The sequence below is a fragment of the Angustibacter luteus genome, assembly GCF_039541115.1.
In the GTDB taxonomy this organism is placed as follows: Bacteria; Actinomycetota; Actinomycetes; order Actinomycetales; family Angustibacteraceae; genus Angustibacter; species Angustibacter luteus.
Genome location: NZ_BAABFP010000002.1, coordinates 1,236,014 through 1,251,815, shown reverse-complemented (window position 1 = coordinate 1,251,815; position 15,802 = coordinate 1,236,014). Strand labels below are relative to the sequence as shown.

The 15,802-nt window shown below is 74.0% G+C and carries 16 protein-coding genes; 10 read left to right on the top strand and 6 right to left on the bottom strand.

Going from position 1 to position 15,802, the window contains the following annotated elements; genetic code table 11:
• The first annotated feature begins 61 nt into the window (after window positions 1–61).
• Window positions 62–1,351, top strand: coding sequence for a phosphoribosylamine--glycine ligase (purD, locus tag ABEB17_RS06110; protein ID WP_345715705.1), 1,290 nt, complete (start codon window positions 62–64; stop codon window positions 1,349–1,351).
• Complete coding sequence (locus tag ABEB17_RS06105; RefSeq protein ID WP_345715704.1) at window positions 1,348–2,241, top strand: phosphoribosylaminoimidazolesuccinocarboxamide synthase; 894 nt, start codon at window positions 1,348–1,350, stop codon at window positions 2,239–2,241. The genes purD and ABEB17_RS06105 overlap by 4 nt, the downstream gene beginning before the upstream one ends.
• A gap of 93 nt (window positions 2,242–2,334) precedes the next feature.
• On the opposite strand, the gene ABEB17_RS06100 is transcribed toward ABEB17_RS06105, so the two are convergent.
• Window positions 2,335–3,000, bottom strand: coding sequence for an MBL fold metallo-hydrolase (locus ABEB17_RS06100; RefSeq protein ID WP_345715703.1), 666 nt, complete (start codon window positions 2,998–3,000; stop codon window positions 2,335–2,337).
• Window positions 3,001–3,019: 19 nt separating this feature from the next.
• Window positions 3,020–4,423, bottom strand: a complete 1,404-nt coding sequence (locus tag ABEB17_RS06095) for an ATP-binding protein (protein ID WP_345715702.1) — start codon at window positions 4,421–4,423, stop codon at window positions 3,020–3,022.
• 141 nt (window positions 4,424–4,564) lie between these two features.
• Here ABEB17_RS06095 and ABEB17_RS06090 point away from each other — a divergent pair, with 141 nt between their 5' ends.
• The 6 genes from ABEB17_RS06090 to ABEB17_RS06065 all read left to right on the top strand — a co-directional run bounded on the left by ABEB17_RS06090 (window position 4,565) and on the right by ABEB17_RS06065 (window position 10,248).
• Window positions 4,565–4,933 (top strand): YciI family protein, encoded by a 369-nt coding sequence (locus ABEB17_RS06090; RefSeq protein ID WP_345715701.1) that lies wholly within the window; start codon window positions 4,565–4,567, stop codon window positions 4,931–4,933.
• Between the two features lie 3 nt (window positions 4,934–4,936).
• Window positions 4,937–6,169 carry an RNA polymerase sigma factor gene (locus ABEB17_RS06085; RefSeq protein ID WP_345715700.1) on the top strand — a complete coding sequence of 411 codons (1,233 nt, stop codon included), beginning with the start codon at window positions 4,937–4,939 and terminating at the stop codon, window positions 6,167–6,169.
• A 200-nt stretch (window positions 6,170–6,369) separates the two neighbouring features.
• Window positions 6,370–6,675 (top strand): phosphoribosylformylglycinamidine synthase subunit PurS, encoded by a 306-nt coding sequence (gene purS / locus ABEB17_RS06080; protein ID WP_345715699.1) that lies wholly within the window; start codon window positions 6,370–6,372, stop codon window positions 6,673–6,675.
• The gene (gene purQ / locus ABEB17_RS06075; protein ID WP_345715698.1) at window positions 6,675–7,376 is read left to right on the top strand and encodes a phosphoribosylformylglycinamidine synthase subunit PurQ; all 702 of its coding nucleotides are present in this window, start codon (window positions 6,675–6,677) and stop codon (window positions 7,374–7,376) included. The genes purS and purQ overlap by 1 nt, the downstream gene beginning before the upstream one ends.
• Window positions 7,373–9,658 carry a phosphoribosylformylglycinamidine synthase subunit PurL gene (gene purL, locus ABEB17_RS06070; protein ID WP_345715696.1) on the top strand — a complete coding sequence of 762 codons (2,286 nt, stop codon included), beginning with the start codon at window positions 7,373–7,375 and terminating at the stop codon, window positions 9,656–9,658. The genes purQ and purL overlap by 4 nt, the downstream gene beginning before the upstream one ends.
• A 5-nt stretch (window positions 9,659–9,663) precedes the next feature.
• Complete coding sequence (locus tag ABEB17_RS06065; RefSeq protein WP_345715695.1) at window positions 9,664–10,248, top strand: ribonuclease H family protein; 585 nt, start codon at window positions 9,664–9,666, stop codon at window positions 10,246–10,248.
• 29 nt (window positions 10,249–10,277) lie between these two features.
• Here ABEB17_RS06065 and ABEB17_RS06060 read toward each other — a convergent pair whose 3' ends face one another.
• Entirely contained in the window at window positions 10,278–11,534 is a 1,257-nt protein-coding gene (locus ABEB17_RS06060) for a multidrug effflux MFS transporter (protein WP_345715694.1), read from the bottom strand.
• A gap of 158 nt (window positions 11,535–11,692) precedes the next feature.
• Window positions 11,693–12,559 carry a thioesterase family protein gene (locus ABEB17_RS06055; protein WP_345715693.1) on the bottom strand — a complete coding sequence of 289 codons (867 nt, stop codon included), beginning with the start codon at window positions 12,557–12,559 and terminating at the stop codon, window positions 11,693–11,695.
• Window positions 12,560–12,616: 57 nt separating this feature from the next.
• On the opposite strand from ABEB17_RS06055, the gene ABEB17_RS06050 reads away from it, so the two are divergent.
• On the top strand, window positions 12,617–12,988 hold the full coding sequence (locus ABEB17_RS06050) for a sterol carrier family protein (RefSeq protein WP_345715691.1): 372 nt from the start codon (window positions 12,617–12,619) through the stop codon (window positions 12,986–12,988).
• Between the two features lie 48 nt (window positions 12,989–13,036).
• Here the strand turns inward: ABEB17_RS06050 and ABEB17_RS06045 are convergent, their stop codons facing one another.
• Together ABEB17_RS06045 and ABEB17_RS06040 are read right to left on the bottom strand one after the other, a co-directional pair.
• On the bottom strand, window positions 13,037–13,852 hold the full coding sequence (locus ABEB17_RS06045; protein WP_345715690.1) for a cache domain-containing protein: 816 nt from the start codon (window positions 13,850–13,852) through the stop codon (window positions 13,037–13,039).
• Window positions 13,853–13,866: 14 nt separating this feature from the next.
• Window positions 13,867–14,601 (bottom strand): FadR/GntR family transcriptional regulator, encoded by a 735-nt coding sequence (locus ABEB17_RS06040; RefSeq protein ID WP_345715689.1) that lies wholly within the window; start codon window positions 14,599–14,601, stop codon window positions 13,867–13,869.
• Window positions 14,602–14,739: 138 nt separating this feature from the next.
• Between ABEB17_RS06040 and ABEB17_RS06035 the strand changes: the two genes are divergently transcribed.
• Entirely contained in the window at window positions 14,740–15,798 is a 1,059-nt protein-coding gene (locus ABEB17_RS06035; protein ID WP_345715688.1) for an ABC transporter ATP-binding protein, read from the top strand.
• Window positions 15,799–15,802: the final 4 nt, after the last annotated feature.

Below are 15,802 nucleotides of genomic sequence, written 5' to 3'. Positions count from 1 at the left end.
GAGAAACCCCCCTGCCTCCCGGGGGCTTCGTGCTGCCCGGGCCTGGATAGGCTCGCGGCCCATGAAGGTCCTCGTCCTCGGAACCGGCGCCCGCGAGCACGCCCTGGTGCAGGCGCTGGCCCGCGATCCGGAGGTCTCCGCCATCGCCGCGGCCCCGGGCAACCCGGGCATGGCCGACCAGGCTGAGCTGCTCGCCGTCGACCCGATGGACGGCCCGGCCGTGGCCGCGCTGGCCACCACCTGGGGGGCCGACCTGGTCGTCGTCGGGCCCGAGGCTCCGCTCGTGGCCGGGGTCGCCGACGCGGTCCGGGCCGCCGGCATCGACTGCTTCGGCCCGACCGGCCCGGCGGCCCAGCTGGAAGGCAGCAAGGCATTCGCCAAGGACGTCATGGCCGAGGCCGACGTGCCGACCGCGCTGGCGCACGTCTGCCGGACCGACGCCGAGGTCGAGCAGGCGCTGGACGCCCTCGGTGCCCCGCACGTCGTCAAGGACGACGGCCTCGCCGCCGGCAAGGGCGTCGTGGTCACCGACGACCGGGCGGAGGCGCTCGCGCACGCCCGGGCCTGCCTGGCGCACGGCGCCGCCGCCGGCCAGGTGGCCCAGGTCGTGGTCGAGGAGTTCCTGGACGGCCCCGAGGTGTCGCTGTTCTGCGTCACGGACGGCGTGAGCGTCGTCCCGCTCGAACCCGCCCAGGACTTCAAGCGCCTGCTGGACGGCGACGCCGGCCCGAACACCGGCGGGATGGGGGCGTACACCCCGTTGCCCTGGGCCGAGCCGACCCTGGTCGAGGACGTCCTGGCGCGGGTCGCGCAGCCGACGGTCGACGCCATGGCCCGCCGCGGTACCCCGTTCGCCGGACTGCTCTACGTGGGCCTCGCGATGACCTCGCGCGGCCCGCGGGTGGTGGAGTTCAACGCCCGCTTCGGTGACCCGGAGACGCAGGTGGTGCTGGCTCGGCTCGAGTCCCCGCTCGGCGCGCTGCTGCGTGCGGCCGCCACCGGCACGCTCGCCGACCACCCGCCGCTGCGCTGGTCCGACCAGGCGGCCGTGACCGTCGTCCTGGCCAGCCCCGGCTACCCGGTCGCGCCGACGACGGGCGGGGTGTTGCAGGGGCTCGACGCGGCGGCGGCCGTACCGGGGGCGTCCGTCCTGCACGCCGGCACGGCGCGGCGCGGCGACGACGTCGTCTCGTCCGGGGGACGGGTGCTGTCGGTCGTCGGGGTGGGGACGACCCTGGACGACGCCCGCGCCGTCGCGTACGACGCGCTGGGTCGGGTCGAGCTGGACGGTGGGCAGCACCGCACCGACATCGCGGCCGCGGCCGCCCTCGCTCAGGAGGTCCGCGCGTGATCGCCAACATCCCCGTGGCGCCACCGCTGCCGGGCTACCGGCACATCTACTCGGGCAAGGTCCGCGACCTCTACGAGCCGGACGACGAGGCCGGGCACCTGCTCGTCGTCGCCAGCGACCGCATCTCGGCCTACGACCACGTGCTGTCCTCGACCATCCCCGACAAGGGCAAGATCCTCACCGCCATGTCGTCGTGGTGGTTCGACCAGCTCGCCGACCTGGTGCCGAACCACCTGGTCGACGGTCCGGTGCCGGCCGAGGTCGAGGGTCGCGCGGTGCTGGCCCAGAAGCTGACGATGTACCCGGTGGAGTGCGTGGCGCGCGGCTACCTCACCGGCTCCGGCCTGGTCGAGTACCGCGCGGGTCAGGCGGTCTGCGGCGTGCCGCTGCCGGCGGGGCTGGTCGACGGGTCGCCCCTGCCGGAGCCGATCTTCACCCCGGCGACCAAGGCCGAGCTGGGCGAGCACGACGAGAACGTCACCTTCGAGCGGGTCGCGGACACGGTGGGCGCCGAGGTGGCCGCGACGCTGCGTGACCTGACGCTGGCCGTCTACGCCCGGGCCGAGGGCATCGCGCGCGAGCGGGGCGTCGTCCTGGCGGACACCAAGCTCGAGTTCGGCGTCGACGCCGCGGGCGCCGTGGTGCTCGCCGACGAGGTGCTCACCCCGGACTCGTCGCGGTTCTGGCCGCTCGAGCTGTGGTCGCCCGGCGGCTCGCAGCCCTCGTTCGACAAGCAGGGCGTGCGGGACTGGCTGACCTCCCCGGCGTCCGGCTGGGACCGCGGTTCCGACCTCCCGCCGCCGGCGCTGCCCGACGGGGTCGTCGCCCGGACCCGCGAGGCCTACCTGGAGGCCTACCGCCGCCTCACCGGCACCGACTTCCCGCACTGAACGCCCACCGCACTTAGCGGGCTATCCGGGGTCATCCGGCGCCCATAACCCCGAATAGCGGGCTTTCCGGTGGGGGTGCGGCGGGAGGTCGGGTCAGGGGACGTCGAGGGGCTGGCCGCCGCTCCAGTCGGTGACGGACGTCGACTCCGGGGCGAGCCGGGTGCAGTGCCCCAGGTACATGGCGCGGGCCATCGGCTGGACCAGCGCGTCGTGGATCGGCACAGCGACAGCCGGCGCGACGGCGCGCAGGTAGTCGATCGTCTCGGACACCTTCGCCCAGGGCGCATTCAGCGGCAGCGCGAGCACGTCGACGTCCGCTGGCACGACGTCGTACGCGTCGCCGGGGTGCAGGAGCAGGCCCTGCCCACCGTCCGCCCGCGAGGTGCCGATGAGCAGCCCGACGTTGCCGACCCGCGGCACGTCCGGGTGGATCACCGCGTGCCGCCCACCGGCCCCGCGCACCGGCACGCCGGCGATCTCGAGCTCGTCCCCGGCGTGCAGCGGCTGCGCCTCGATCCCGGCCTGGCGCAGCTCGGCCGCCGTCTCCGGCTCGGCGACCAGCAGCGCGCCGTCGTTGGCCTCGAGCAGCGCGGGCAGCCGCTCGACGTCCACGTGGTCGGCGTGCTGGTGGGTGATCAGGACCGCGTCGAGGCCGCCGAGCTCCTCGAAGCCCTGGCTGAAGGCGCCGGGGTCGACCAGCAGGCGGGCGCCGTCGACCTCGACGAGCAGGCAGGAGTGTCCGAGATGGGTCAGTCGCATGGGTCCCAGCCTGGCACGGTCAGCCGCGCAACGGCACCGGGACGTCGGAGCCGCCCTGGTGCGTGCGACGCCCGCCGATCTGGACGAACGTGGGCACCGGCGTGAACCCGCCGGCCATCAGGCACTCGCCCTGCCGGAAGAACGGCGCCGCCGCGAGCATCTCGGCCGGCACGAAGCCGAACGTCTCCTGCAGCTGGGCGAGGTCGGCCCGCGAGTTCATCCGCATCAGCGCCAGGTTGTCGCACTGGGACAGCACCGCCGGGTTGATCCTGGACGGCCGCTGCGTGCACAGCAGCAGCCACAGCCCGTACTTGCGGCCCTCGTTGGCGATCTGCACGAGTCGCTCGGACGTCGCCCGCTCCAGCTGGGTGACCGGCTCGGCGGGGCACACGTTGTGCGCCTCGTCGATCACGATGAGCGTCGGCTGGCGGCTGGACCGGTTCTCCCACAGGTTGTCCAGCAGCTCCAGGGCGACCACCAGCCGCTCCTCGGCGAGCTCGAAGCCGCCGAGGTCGAGGACGGTCACCCGGGCCTGGTCGGCCAGCCGGTCGGTCAGCGTGGTGCCCTCGAAGGCCCAGACCTCCCAGGTCAGCACGCCGAGGTTCTTCATCCGCTCGGCCAGCAGGATCGCGCCGGGCTCGGCGGAGGCCAGGAGGTCCGCGACGACGTCCGTGCCGCGCCGGGTGTGCAGCTGCTCGGCCGCATCGAGCAGCGCGTTGTACTCCTCCCGGTCGGCCAGCGGGTCCAGCCGCAGCACGGCCGCCTTCGCCTGGGTGCTGAGCTCGTCGAACCGGATGCACAGGCGGTCGGTGGCGGCGGCATCGGTGCGGGCCGTGAGCACGTCGAACCGGGTGTCGGCCAACCGGTCGACCACCTCCGGCGGGGCCTGCTCCGTGGGCTCGCCGAGCCGGACGAAGTCCGCGTTGGGATCGAGGATCACCAGCGGCAGCTCGGTGTCCAGGATGATCTGCTCGAGCAGCACGCCGAGCGCGTAGGACTTGCCCGAGCCGCTCTGGCCGCAGAGGAACGTGTGCCGGTTGACGCCGGCCGGGCGCAGGTACGCGTGGCCCGCCCGCGCCGACCCGACGGGCATGGTCGCCCCCGCCCCGCGCTGCACCGCTTCCCACAGGGGGGCCGGCGCTCCGGAGATGGTCGCGCTCGCGAACGGCTCGATCACCCCGCCCCGCAGGACGTCGTCCTCGATCGTGCCCAGCACGGCACCCGTGCCGACGGCCTCGCCCGGGGCGCCCAGCCGCTTGTCGTGCAGCTGACCGCACAGTCGGCGCTCGTCCACGGTGGCCAGCACGACGAGGTCGCCGCTGATCAGCTCCGCGTCCGAGGGCATCGAGAAGGTGAACGACCGACCGTCGAGCGACGCCGCCTGCGCGGTCCCCGGGGTGGTCCAGCTGGTCGTGGACGTCATGTCGCCTCCGTTGTCCGGACGGGCCAGGTGGGTCGGGCCCCCGCCGAGTCTGCCGTGCGGGCGATGTTCTTGGCGACGGGTGTCGAGAAGGGCTGGTCCTGTTCGTCATGGGGGTGTCAGTCTTCGACCGAGGAGGAAACCATGAAGTACGTCATCATGTTCACGTCAGAGCCGGCCCAGCTCGCCGACGTCCCCGCCGAGCGCCTCGAGGCGATCTACGGCGAGGTCTACACCTGGTTCGACAAGTACGGTCCGTCCTTCGCGGACGGCGGCGCCGAGCTCCAGCCCGTCACCACCGCCACCACCGTCAAGGCCGGCCGGGACGGCGGGGAGCCGGTCGTCGTGGACGGACCGTTCTCCGAGGCCAAGGAGGTCGTCGGCGGGTTCTCCATCCTGGACGTCGAGGACCTGGACGCCGCGATCGCCATCGCCCGGACCTGGCCGTACCTGGTGCTGCCCGGGATCAGCGTGGAGGTCCGGCCGATCGTCGACCACTCGGGCGACATGTAGGTCATGGCGGACGTCGGCGCCGACCTGGCGCTGGAGACCGTCGTCCGGGCCGAGTCCGGGCGCCTGGTCGGCCTGCTGCACCGCAGCCTCGGTGACCTGGACGTCGCCGAGGAGGCGGTGGCCGACGCCGTCGCGGAGGCGCTGACCGCGTGGCGGCGGGACGGGATCCCGGACCGTCCGGCGGCCTGGCTGCACACCGCGGCCCGTCGCAACGCGCTGGACCGGCTCCGCCGCGACGCCCGGCTGCGGGCCCGGCTGCCGTCCCTGGGGGAGTGGGCGGCCGGGTCGCGCGCGGTGCAGGCGGAGCCGGTGGACGGGGTCGTGCCCGGGGACGACGAGCGGCTGGCACTGCTCTTCGGCTGCTGCCACCCGGCGCTGGCTCCGGCGTCCCGCCTCGTGCTGACCCTGCGCGCCGTCCTGGGCCTGACGACCGCTGAGATCGCCCGGGCCACCTTCGAACCCGAGGCCACCGTCGCGCAGCGGATCAGCCGGGCCAAGCGCAAGATCGGTGCGGCGGCGATCCCGCTGCGGGTGCCCTCGGTCGGTGAGCTGCCCGAGCGCCTGGACGTGGTGCTCACCGTCGTCGCCACCGCCTACAACGAGGCGTACCTGGCCACCGGCGGCCCCGACCCGACCCGCCGCGACCTGGCCGAGGACGCGACCTGGCTCGCCGGCGTGATCGCCACCGCGCTGCCCGACGAGCCCGAGGCCCTGGGCCTGCTCGTGCTGCTCCGGCTGCACCAGGCGCGGGCTGCCGCCCGGTTCGACGGTGGTCGCCTGGTGCTGCTGGCCGACCAGGACCGGTCGCTGTGGCGCCACGGCGAGGTGGCCGCGGCGATCGAGCTGCTGGAGCGGGCGGCGGCGATGCGTCGTCCGGGGCGCTACCAGCTGCAGGCGGCGATCGCCGCCTGCCACTGCGAGGCCAAGACCTGGGACGAGACCGACTGGTTGCAGATCCTCACCCTGTACGACCTGCTGCTGCGGCACGACCCGTCCCCCGTGGTGCGGCTCAACCGGGCGGTCGCGACGGCGAGGGTCGAGGGGCCGGACGTGGCGCTCGCCGAGGTGGACGCACTGGCCCGCCCGCTGCGCCGGTTCCACCTGCTGCACGCCACCCGCGCCCAGCTGCTGCGCGACCTCGGCCGGCTCGACGAGGCGCGGGCCGCCGACCGGCTGGCGCTCGCCGCGACCGGCAACGTCGCCGAGCAGGCCCTGCTCACCGATCGCCTCCGCTGACCCGGCCCGCCCGCCTTCGCCGCGGGGGCACCCTGCTCCATTCGCGGCACGTCACTGGGTGCCCCTGCTCCAAGAGGTTCGTTGCTGGGTGCCCCCGCGCCACTCGGAGGCCCGGTGGCGGGGGGAGGGCCCGGCGGTCGGTACGCTGAGCGGACCGCTGCTCGCCCGGCCGCAAGGCCGCCGTCATCTGGAGCGCCTGCATGGGACGCGTCGTCGTCGACGTCATGCTCAAGCCCGAGATCCTCGACCCGCAGGGCCAGGCCGTCGCCGGCGCCCTGCCGCGGCTGGGCTTCACGGGGTTCACATCCGTCCGCCAGGGCAAGCGGTTCGAGCTCGAGGTGGACGGCGAGGTCACCCCCGAGGTGCTCGCCGCCGCCCGCGAGGCCGCCGCCACGCTGCTGTCGAACCCGGTGATCGAGGACGTCGTCCGGGTGGCGGCCGCCGACGAGCACCACTCGGCCGACCACCACGACGACGACCCGGACGCCTCGGGCGCGGTGGCCTGATGCGGATCGGGGTCGTCACCTTCCCTGGCTCCCTCGACGACAAGGACGCCGCCCGGGCGGCCCGGCTGGCCGGCGCCGAATCGGTCTCGCTGTGGCACGGCGACGCGGACCTGCACGGTGTCGACGCGATCGTCATCCCGGGTGGCTTCAGCTACGGCGACTACCTGCGCTGCGGCGCGATCGCCCGGTTCGCCCCGGTGATGGAGCCCCTGGTGGACGCCGCCCGCGGCGGGCTGCCCGTGCTCGGCATCTGCAACGGCTTCCAGGTGCTCTGCGAGGCGCACCTGCTGCCCGGCGCGCTGGTCCGCAACGACCACCGCAAGTTCGTGTGCCGCGACCAGGCGCTGGCCATCGAGCGGGTCGACACGGCCTGGACGAGCGCCTACCAGCGCGGCCAGCAGATCGTCGTCCCGCTGAAGAACGGTGAGGGGGGGTTCGTCGCCGACGACCGCACCCTCGACGAGCTCGAGGGGGAGGGCCGCGTGGTCGCCCGCTACCTGGGCGACAACCCGAACGGCTCCTACCGGGCGATCGCGGGCATCTCCAACGCCGCCGGCAACGTCGTCGGCCTGATGCCGCACCCCGAGCACGCGACGGAGCCCGGCTACGGCCCCGACCCGCGCAGCGGCACCGCCGGGCTGGACGGTCTGGGCTTCTTCACCTCTGCCGTGGCGACGTTGGAGGGGCTGGTGCGCGCGTGAGCGTCGACACGGTGACGGCGGCGCTGACCAGCCCGGACGTCGAGCAGCCCTGGGCCGAGCTCGGTCTCAAACCCGATGAGTACCAGCGGATCCGGGAGATCCTGGACCGCCGTCCGACGTCGTCCGAGCTGGCGATGTACAGCGTCATGTGGAGCGAGCACTGCTCCTACAAGTCGAGCAAGGTGCACCTGCGCCAGTTCGGCGACAAGACCACGGATGCCATGCGCGAGAAGCTGATGGTCGGCATCGGCGAGAACGCCGGCGTCGTCGACATCGGCGACGGCTGGGCCGTCACGTTCAAGGTGGAGAGCCACAACCACCCCTCGTACGTCGAGCCGTACCAGGGCGCGGCGACCGGGGTCGGCGGCATCGTGCGCGACATCATGAGCATGGGCGCGCGCCCGATCGCGGTGATGGACCCGTTGCGGTTCGGCGCGATCGACCACCCGGACACCCACCGCGTCGTCCCCGGAATCGTTGCGGGAGTGGGGGGTTACGGCAACTGCCTGGGGCTGCCGAACATCGGCGGCGAGGTCGTCTTCGACCCCTGCTACCAGGGCAACCCGCTGGTCAACGCCCTGTGCGTCGGGTCGATGCGGCACGAGGACATCCACCTCGCGAACGCCTCCGGCGCGGGCAACCTGGTCATCCTGTTCGGCGCCAAGACCGGCGGCGACGGCATCGGCGGGGTCTCGGTGCTGGCCTCCGAGACGTTCGACTCCACCGGGCCCAGCAAGCGCCCGGCTGTGCAGGTCGGCGACCCGTTCGCCGAGAAGGTGCTCATCGAGTGCTGCCTGGACCTGTTCGCGGCCCGCGTGGTCGAGGGCATCCAGGACCTCGGCGGTGCCGGGCTGTCCTGCGCGACCAGCGAGCTGGCCAGCAACGGTGACGGCGGCATGCAGGTCTGGCTGGACCGGGTCCCGTTGCGGGACAACACGTTGGCGCCCGAAGAGATCCTGATGAGCGAGTCGCAGGAGCGGATGATGGCGGTCGTCACGCCCGCCCACCTGGACGAGTTCATGGCCATCACGAACCGCTGGGACGTCGAGGCCACCGTGGTCGGCGAGGTGACCACGACGGGCCGGCTGGTCATCGACTGGCACGGGGAGACCGTCGTCGACGTGCCGCCGCGCACGGTGGCGCACGACGGACCGGTCTACGAGCGCCCGTACGCGCGGCCGGCGACCCTGGACGCCCTGCAGGCCGACGTCCCGACCCCCGAGCGGCTGGCCCGCCCGGCGTCCGGGGACGAGCTGCGCGCGACCCTGCTGCAGCTGGCGTCCTCACCGAACCTCAGCAGCCGCGCCTGGGTCACCGACCAGTACGACCGGTACGTCATGGGCAACACCGCCCTGGCGATGCCGGACGACGCGGGCGTGGTCCGGGTGGACGAGGAGTCCGGTCTCGGCGTCGCGATCTCGACCGACTGCAACGCCCGCTTCGCCGCGCTCGACCCGTACTCGGGGGCCCAGCTGGCGCTGGCCGAGGCCTACCGCAACGTGGCGACCTCTGGCGCCGTCCCGCTGGCCGTCACCGACTGCCTGAACTTCGGCTCACCAGAGGACCCGGGCGTGATGTGGCAGTTCGCCCAGGCCGTCACCGGCCTGGCCGACGGCTGCCAGGAGCTCGGCGTCCCGGTCACCGGCGGCAACGTCAGCCTCTACAACCAGACCGGGGACGTCGCGATCCACCCGACCCCGGTCGTGGGCGTCCTCGGGGTGCTGGACGACGTCGCGCGGCGGACGCCGTCCGGCTGGCGCGAGCCGGGCCAGGTCATCTACCTGGTCGGGTCCACCCGCGACGAGTTCGGGGGGTCGTCCTGGGCGGACGTCGTGCACGGCCACCTCGGTGGGCTGCCGCCGACCGTCGACCTGGCCGCCGAGCAGGTGCTCGGCGAGATCCTGGTCGCCGCCTCGCGGGACGGCATGGTGGACGCCGCGCACGACCTGTCCGACGGCGGCCTGGCGATCGCGCTGGCCGAGGGCTGCCTGCGGTACGGCGTCGGTGCCCGGGTCTGGCTGGACGAGCTGTGCGAGCGCGACGGCATCGACCCGTTCGTGGCGCTGTTCAGCGAGTCCACGGCGCGGGTGATCGTGTCCGTGCCGCGTTCGGAGGAGGTGCGGTTCACCGACATGTGCACCGCCCGCGGCGTCGCGCACCTGCGTATCGGGGTGGTGGACGACGAGAGCCAGGCCCTCGACGTCCAGGGTCAGTTCGTGCTGCCGCTGGACGAGCTGCAGACCGCGCACGAGGCCACCCTGCCCGCCGTCTTCGAGAACTGACCCGGATGCCCGAGCAGTTCTCGCTGTTCGACCTCGAGCCAACCGTCGAGGCCCCTCTCGAGCCTGCCCCCCAGCCGATCCAGCAGCGCGAGCCCGCCACCGACGTCCAGCAGTACGAGGTCGCGGTGGACGGCTCGGCCGTCGGGTCGAACCCCGGGTTCGCCGGCTGGGGCTGGTACCTGGGGCCGGACTGCTGGGCGGCCGGGTCACCCGAGGGCGGGGTGGACACGAACAACCGGATGGAGCTGATGGCCCTGCTGCGGTTCTTGCGGGCCACCGCGCACCGGCCGGACGACCGGGTCACGATCTTCCTGGACAGCCAGTACGCGCTGCAGTGCACGACCACCTGGTGCCGCGGCTGGGCGCGCAACGGCTGGAAGACCAAGGACCGCCAGGACGTGAAGAACGTCGACCTGATCAAGCCGGTCGTCGAGCTGCTGGCCACCCGCAGCGCCACCGAGCTGGTCTGGACCAAGGCGCACGTCGGCCACGTCCTGAACGAGGGTGCCGACACCGCGGCCCGCGGCGCCGCCGAGGCGACCAAGGTGGGCTCGCCCGTCCCCACCGGGCCCGGCTGGACCCGCGACTAGAACCCGCGACGAGAACCCGTGCCAGCCCTTCAGGCCAGCGCGAGCTCGCGGCGCCGGCTGCCGGACAGCGCGGCGCCGACGGAAGCCACGGTCACGACGGCGATCACCACGGCCATCGTGAGCGAGGCGTCCGGGCCGAGCCCGACCAGCGGCGCGGCCACCGCGCCGGCCAGGAACTGACCGGTCCCGAGCAGCGCGGACGCCGAACCCGCCGTGTCGCCGTGGTCGGCGAGGGCGAGCGCGGTGGCGTTGGGGAAGACGAAGCCCATCCCCGAGACCACGAGGAAGAGCGCGGGCACGATGGCCAGCAGCCCGGCACCGGCCAGGGTGGCGGCCAGCAGCCCCAGGCCGCCGACGGCACAGATCGACGTCCCGGCCAGCAGCAGCACCCGCGGACCCGTGCGGTGCACGATCCGTCCGCTGAGCTGGCTGAGCCCGGTCAGGCCGATGGTGTTGACCGCGAACAGCGCGCTGTAGGCCTGCGCCGAGAGCCCGTGCACGTCCTGCAGCAGGAACGGCGAGCCGGCCAGGTAACCGAACAGACCCGCGCAGGACAGCACCATCGCCAGCAGCGGGGTCCGGAACCCCGGGTCGCGCACCAACCGGCGGAACGTGGACACGGTCTCGCCGAAGCCGCCCACCCGGCGCCGCTCGACCGGCAGCGTCTCAGGCACCCGGAACGTCGCGGTGAGCAGCAGCAGCACGCCCGCCACGGCCAGCAGCCCGAAGATGCCGCGCCAGGACGTGACCAGCAGCAGCTGGCCACCGAGCACGGGAGCGATGACCGGCGCCGCCCCGGTCACCAGCATCAGCGCCGCGAACAGTCGGGCCATCGCGGCGCCGTTCGAGACGTCCCGGGCGATCGCCATCGCGCTGACCATCCCGGCCGCGGCCGTGAAGCCCTGCAGCGTGCGGCCGGCGATCAGCAGGCCGATGTTCGGCGCGACCGCGCACAGCAGCGACGCCACCACGTAGACCGCGAGACCCACGATGAGCGGACGACGACGTCCGAGCCGGTCGCTCATCGGCCCGAAGAACAGCTGTCCCACGGCCAGCCCGGCCAGCGTCGCGGTCAGCGTGAGCTGCGTCGCCGACGTCGAGGCGGACAGGTCGTGCGCGATGTCGGGCAGCGCGGGGAGGTAGGTGTCCAGCGAGAGCGGGCCGATGCCCTGCAGGGCGCCGAGCACCACGACGAGCCCGATCGGCACCCCGAGCCGGCCGACGCGGGAGGTCGGCGCGGCGACCGCGGGTGCGGTCGTGGTGTCGGGTGGGCAGGCGGTCGTCACGGCGAGAGCTCCTCGAACAAGGACATGGCGGGGCGGCCCTCAACGGGGCGGGGACGGGCAGGGGTTTCCAAGCGGTCGGACGACGTCGTCCACCAGGTGCAAGATCCAGGCTCTCGCAGGTGTTCCCGCCCGCGCCAACCGTTTCGCTGGGCGGACGCTCAGGCCCGCGGCACCCGGATCCCGGCCAGCTGGTGCCCGGTGGCGACCAGCCGGCCGCGCGAGTCCCAGATGTCGCAGGTCTCGTCGAACAGCGACCCCTCGATCAACCGGGCGTGCTGGCGGACGACGACCGGCCCGGGCGCGGGCACGGCGCGCACCCAGGCAGACAGCTGCATCGTCGGCACCCAGCCGGTCAGGCCGACGTCGAACGTGGCGGGCGGCAGCGAGTCGACCGCCAGCAGCAGGCCGAGCGGGTCCATCGCGCGACCGTCCGCGAAGCTGAGGTAGCCGCGCAGCTCGCCCACCCCGGACGGCTTGCCCTGCGCCCATCCCAGGCAGGCCGGGTCCAGCCGTTCGTCCAGCACCTCCATGATCGGCACCTGGAAGCCCGGGCCCTCGACGGGCAGCCGGAAGCACCCCTCGATGGGCGGCAAGGTGGCGGGCAGCACGCCGTCGTGCACCGGCTCGGAGTCGGTGGCCAGCTCGGCGCAGGTCACCAGCGCCTCGGCCCGCAGCTCGCCGTCCGGCGTCCGCAGCGTGACCCGGGTCGCCGACTGCGTGCGGCCGGCCCGGAGCACCGTGACGTCCAGCAGCACGCGGCCGACCGGGACGGGGGACAGGTACGTCGCGCTCGCGGCGATCGGATGCGGTAGCGGCGGCCGCCCGGCGGCCTCGCGCTCGGCGGCCACCCCGAGCACCGCCGCCCGTCCCATCAGTGCCAGCACGTACCCGCCGTTCGTCCGGCCGGCGATGGACCACTGCGGGTCGATCGTCGCCTCCAGCCGACCGGGCTCCCCGTCAGGCTCGCCGTCGGGCTCGCGGGAGGTGCGGGTCACCGCGGTGACCTCGTCGAAGCGCGCCGTCATGGGCCCCATCCTGCCGGGACCGTTCCGGTCGTCGGCGGCGGGTGCGAGCATCGGGGGATGGCCACCCGACGACGCATCGACCCGCTCGACGGCGCGGCCGCCGTCCGGCGGTGGCTCGACGGCGCCATCGACGGCGGTGACGTCGACCGCCCGACGGTGGCGACCGCCGTCCGGTACACGCTCGAGGAGCTGGCCGCCCGGGCGCCCGGGCACACCGTCGAGGTCCGCGTCCCGCCGTTCGGGGTCACCCAGTGCCTGGCCGGTCCGCGGCACACTCGCGGCACCCCGCCGAACGTCGTCGAGACGGACGCCGAGACCTGGCTCGCGCTGGCCACCGGCAGGCTGTCCTGGGCGGACGCGCGGGCCACCGCCCGCGTCCTGGCCAGCGGCGATCGCGCCGACCTGGCCGACGTCCTCCCCCTCACCTGACCCACAACCTTCACCGCGCCGCTCCCGCAGATGTCCCGCTATCGGGGGTTATGGCCCGCGGATGGCCCCGGATAGCGGAACATCTGCGGGGTCAGGGTCGCAGGTCAGGGGGGGGGTGGCCTGCAGGACGGCGAGCGGCACGGTGGTGCAGCGGTGCAGCTCCCACGCGTCGTCGCCGTCCGTGCCCTCGCGCATCCAGCGGCTGACGGGCACGTCGCGGACCAGGTCGCCGGTGACCCAGCCGGTGCCGGACGCGGTGACGACCCGCCCGGTGGCGTTCACCAGGGCCGCCGGGCTGTCGAGCCGGGCCAGCGCGGGCAGCACCCGCGCCTCGAGCGCGCGCACGTACAGGTCGGCGCCGACGACGCCGACCAGTCCTACCGCGGTCTCGACGGGCTGGGTGAACGTCAGCGTGTACTCGTCGGTGCACAGGTAGTCCACGTACGGGCCGGTCAGGCACGGCTCGCCGGTGTCCCGCGGTCCGGTGAACCAGGCGAGGCCGGTGTAGTCGCGGAAGTCCTCGGCGGCCGGGTCGGTCTGCACCTGGAGCCGCTGGACGACGGGCTGCGCGGCGTCCGGGTCGGTCGTCCACCACTGCAACCAGTACGGGACGTCGGCCAGCGCGTCCTGCGCGGCGACGAAGCCCGCGCCGGCCAGCGGCAGGTCGGGCAGCCGCAGCATGGCCGCGGCGAGGTCGTCGATGCCCAGCTCGGACTGCGTCGGACGTCGGCGGCCGTCGAACCGCGAGGCCACCTGGCTGCGCAGCCCGTCGAGCAGCCCGTGCACCTGCCCGCCGACCGTGTCGACCGCGGCGACGACGTCCACGGCGACCAGCGGCGTCGCGACGCGGGAGGGTCCGGTCATGAGTCCATGATGCGTCACCCGCGGCTGACCTCGCGGTGAAGATCGCGAACCGCGGTGAACATCTGTGCGACGTGGTCCTCGGCGGCGGCCCTTGCTGCGGCCCCGTCGCCCGCCGCGACGGCCTGGTGCAGGCGCCGGTGCACCTCGCAGGCGGCATGCATCGTCGCGTCCTGCGAGTAGGGCAGCCAGAGCACCGGACCCACCGCGCTCTGCAGGGCGATCTCCTCGCGGGTCAGTCGCGGGGACTGCGCGCCGGCCGCGAGCTCGAGGTGGTACTGGCCCTCGGCCCGTCGCCGCGCCCCGGCGTCCGCCGCGCCGGCCAGTCGCTCGGTGGCCGCCTCGAGCCGGGCCAGGTCCTGCTCGTCCGCGCGGTCCGCGGCGAGCCTGGCGCACGCCCCGCTGATCGCGGCGTAGTGGTCGGCGAGGTCGCGCAGCTCGCCCAGCCCAAAGCCGCGCAGCCGGGCCCGCAGTACGGAGGTGGCGGCGTCGTCCGGGGCGCAGACGAAGGAGCCTCCGCCCCGCCCGCGCCGGGTGCGCACCAGCCCCTGCTCGCGCAGCGCGGTGAGCGCCTCGCGAACGGTGACGGTGGAGACGCCGAGCCGGTCGGCGAGGTCGGTCTCACTGGGCAGCTGCTGGGTGTCGGGCAACAGGCCGAGCGCGATGGCATCGGACAGGCGCCGGGTGACCGCCTCGGCGCGTCCGCTCGGCTCGAGCGGGGAGAAGACGCCGGCCAGGGCGCGGGGGGACATGCGTGAGGAAGTGGACGGCGTGCTGCCGGTCGCGGTCACGTCGCCTCCTGCCTGGGTTCGGTCACGAAACGGTCCCGGTCGGAGTCGAGTTCCCGGGACCCCTTGCGCGTTGACCTATGAAGTCATAGGTTCTCGCCCGTGTCCAGCCCCCAGCAGCACCCGGACGCCGCCCTCGCGGTGCGTCTGCGCGGCCTGCGCAAGGAGTTCCCCGGCCGCCCGGCGGTCGTCGCGGTCGATGGCGTGGACCTCGACATCGTGGACGGCGAGTTCCTCACCCTGCTCGGCCCCTCAGGCTCGGGCAAGACGACCGTGCTGCGGATGATCTCGGGCTTCGAGCTGCCCACCGAGGGGTCGATCGAGCTGGCCGGCCGCGACGTCACGCGGGTCCCGCCCTTCGAGCGCAACGTCAACACGGTCTTCCAGGACTACGCGCTCTTCCCGCACATGAACGTGCTGCAGAACGTCGAGTACGGCCTCCGGGTCAAGGGGGTCGGCAAGGCCGAGCGGCGCCGGCGCGCAGGCGAGGCGTTGGACGGCGTCCGGCTCGGCCAGTACGGCGAGCGCAAGCCCGCGCAGCTGTCGGGCGGCCAGCGCCAGCGCGTGGCCCTGGCCCGCGCCCTGGTGAACCGGCCGAAGGTGCTGCTGCTGGACGAGCCGCTCGGTGCCCTCGACCTCAAGCTCCGCGAGGAGATGCAGGTCGAGCTCAAGGCCATCCAGCGCCAGGTGGGTCTGACGTTCGTCTTCGTCACCCACGACCAGGAGGAGGCGCTGACCATGTCCGACCGGATCGCGGTGTTCAACGCCGGCCGGATCGAGCAGGTCGGCAGCCCGGCGGAGATCTACGAGCGCCCGGCCACGGAGTTCGTGGCCGGCTTCGTCGGGACGTCGAACCTGCTCGGACCCGTTGCGGCGCAGTCGATCCTGGGCAAGGACGGGCTGTGGTCGGTCCGGCCGGAGAAGATCCGGCTGGCTGGCGCGGCGGAGTCCGCCGGCCCCGACGAGCACTCGGCCGACGGCACCATCGCCGAGGTGGTCTACGCCGGCGCGGCGACCCGCTTCCTGGTGGACCTGGACGCGGGGGCACGACTGACGGTCACGCAGCAGAACCTGCGGACGTCGTCGATGGACGTCGACACGCTGCGCGGCACCCGGGCGCGGCTGGTCTGGCGTCGAGAGCACGAGCTCCGGCTCGACTGATCGC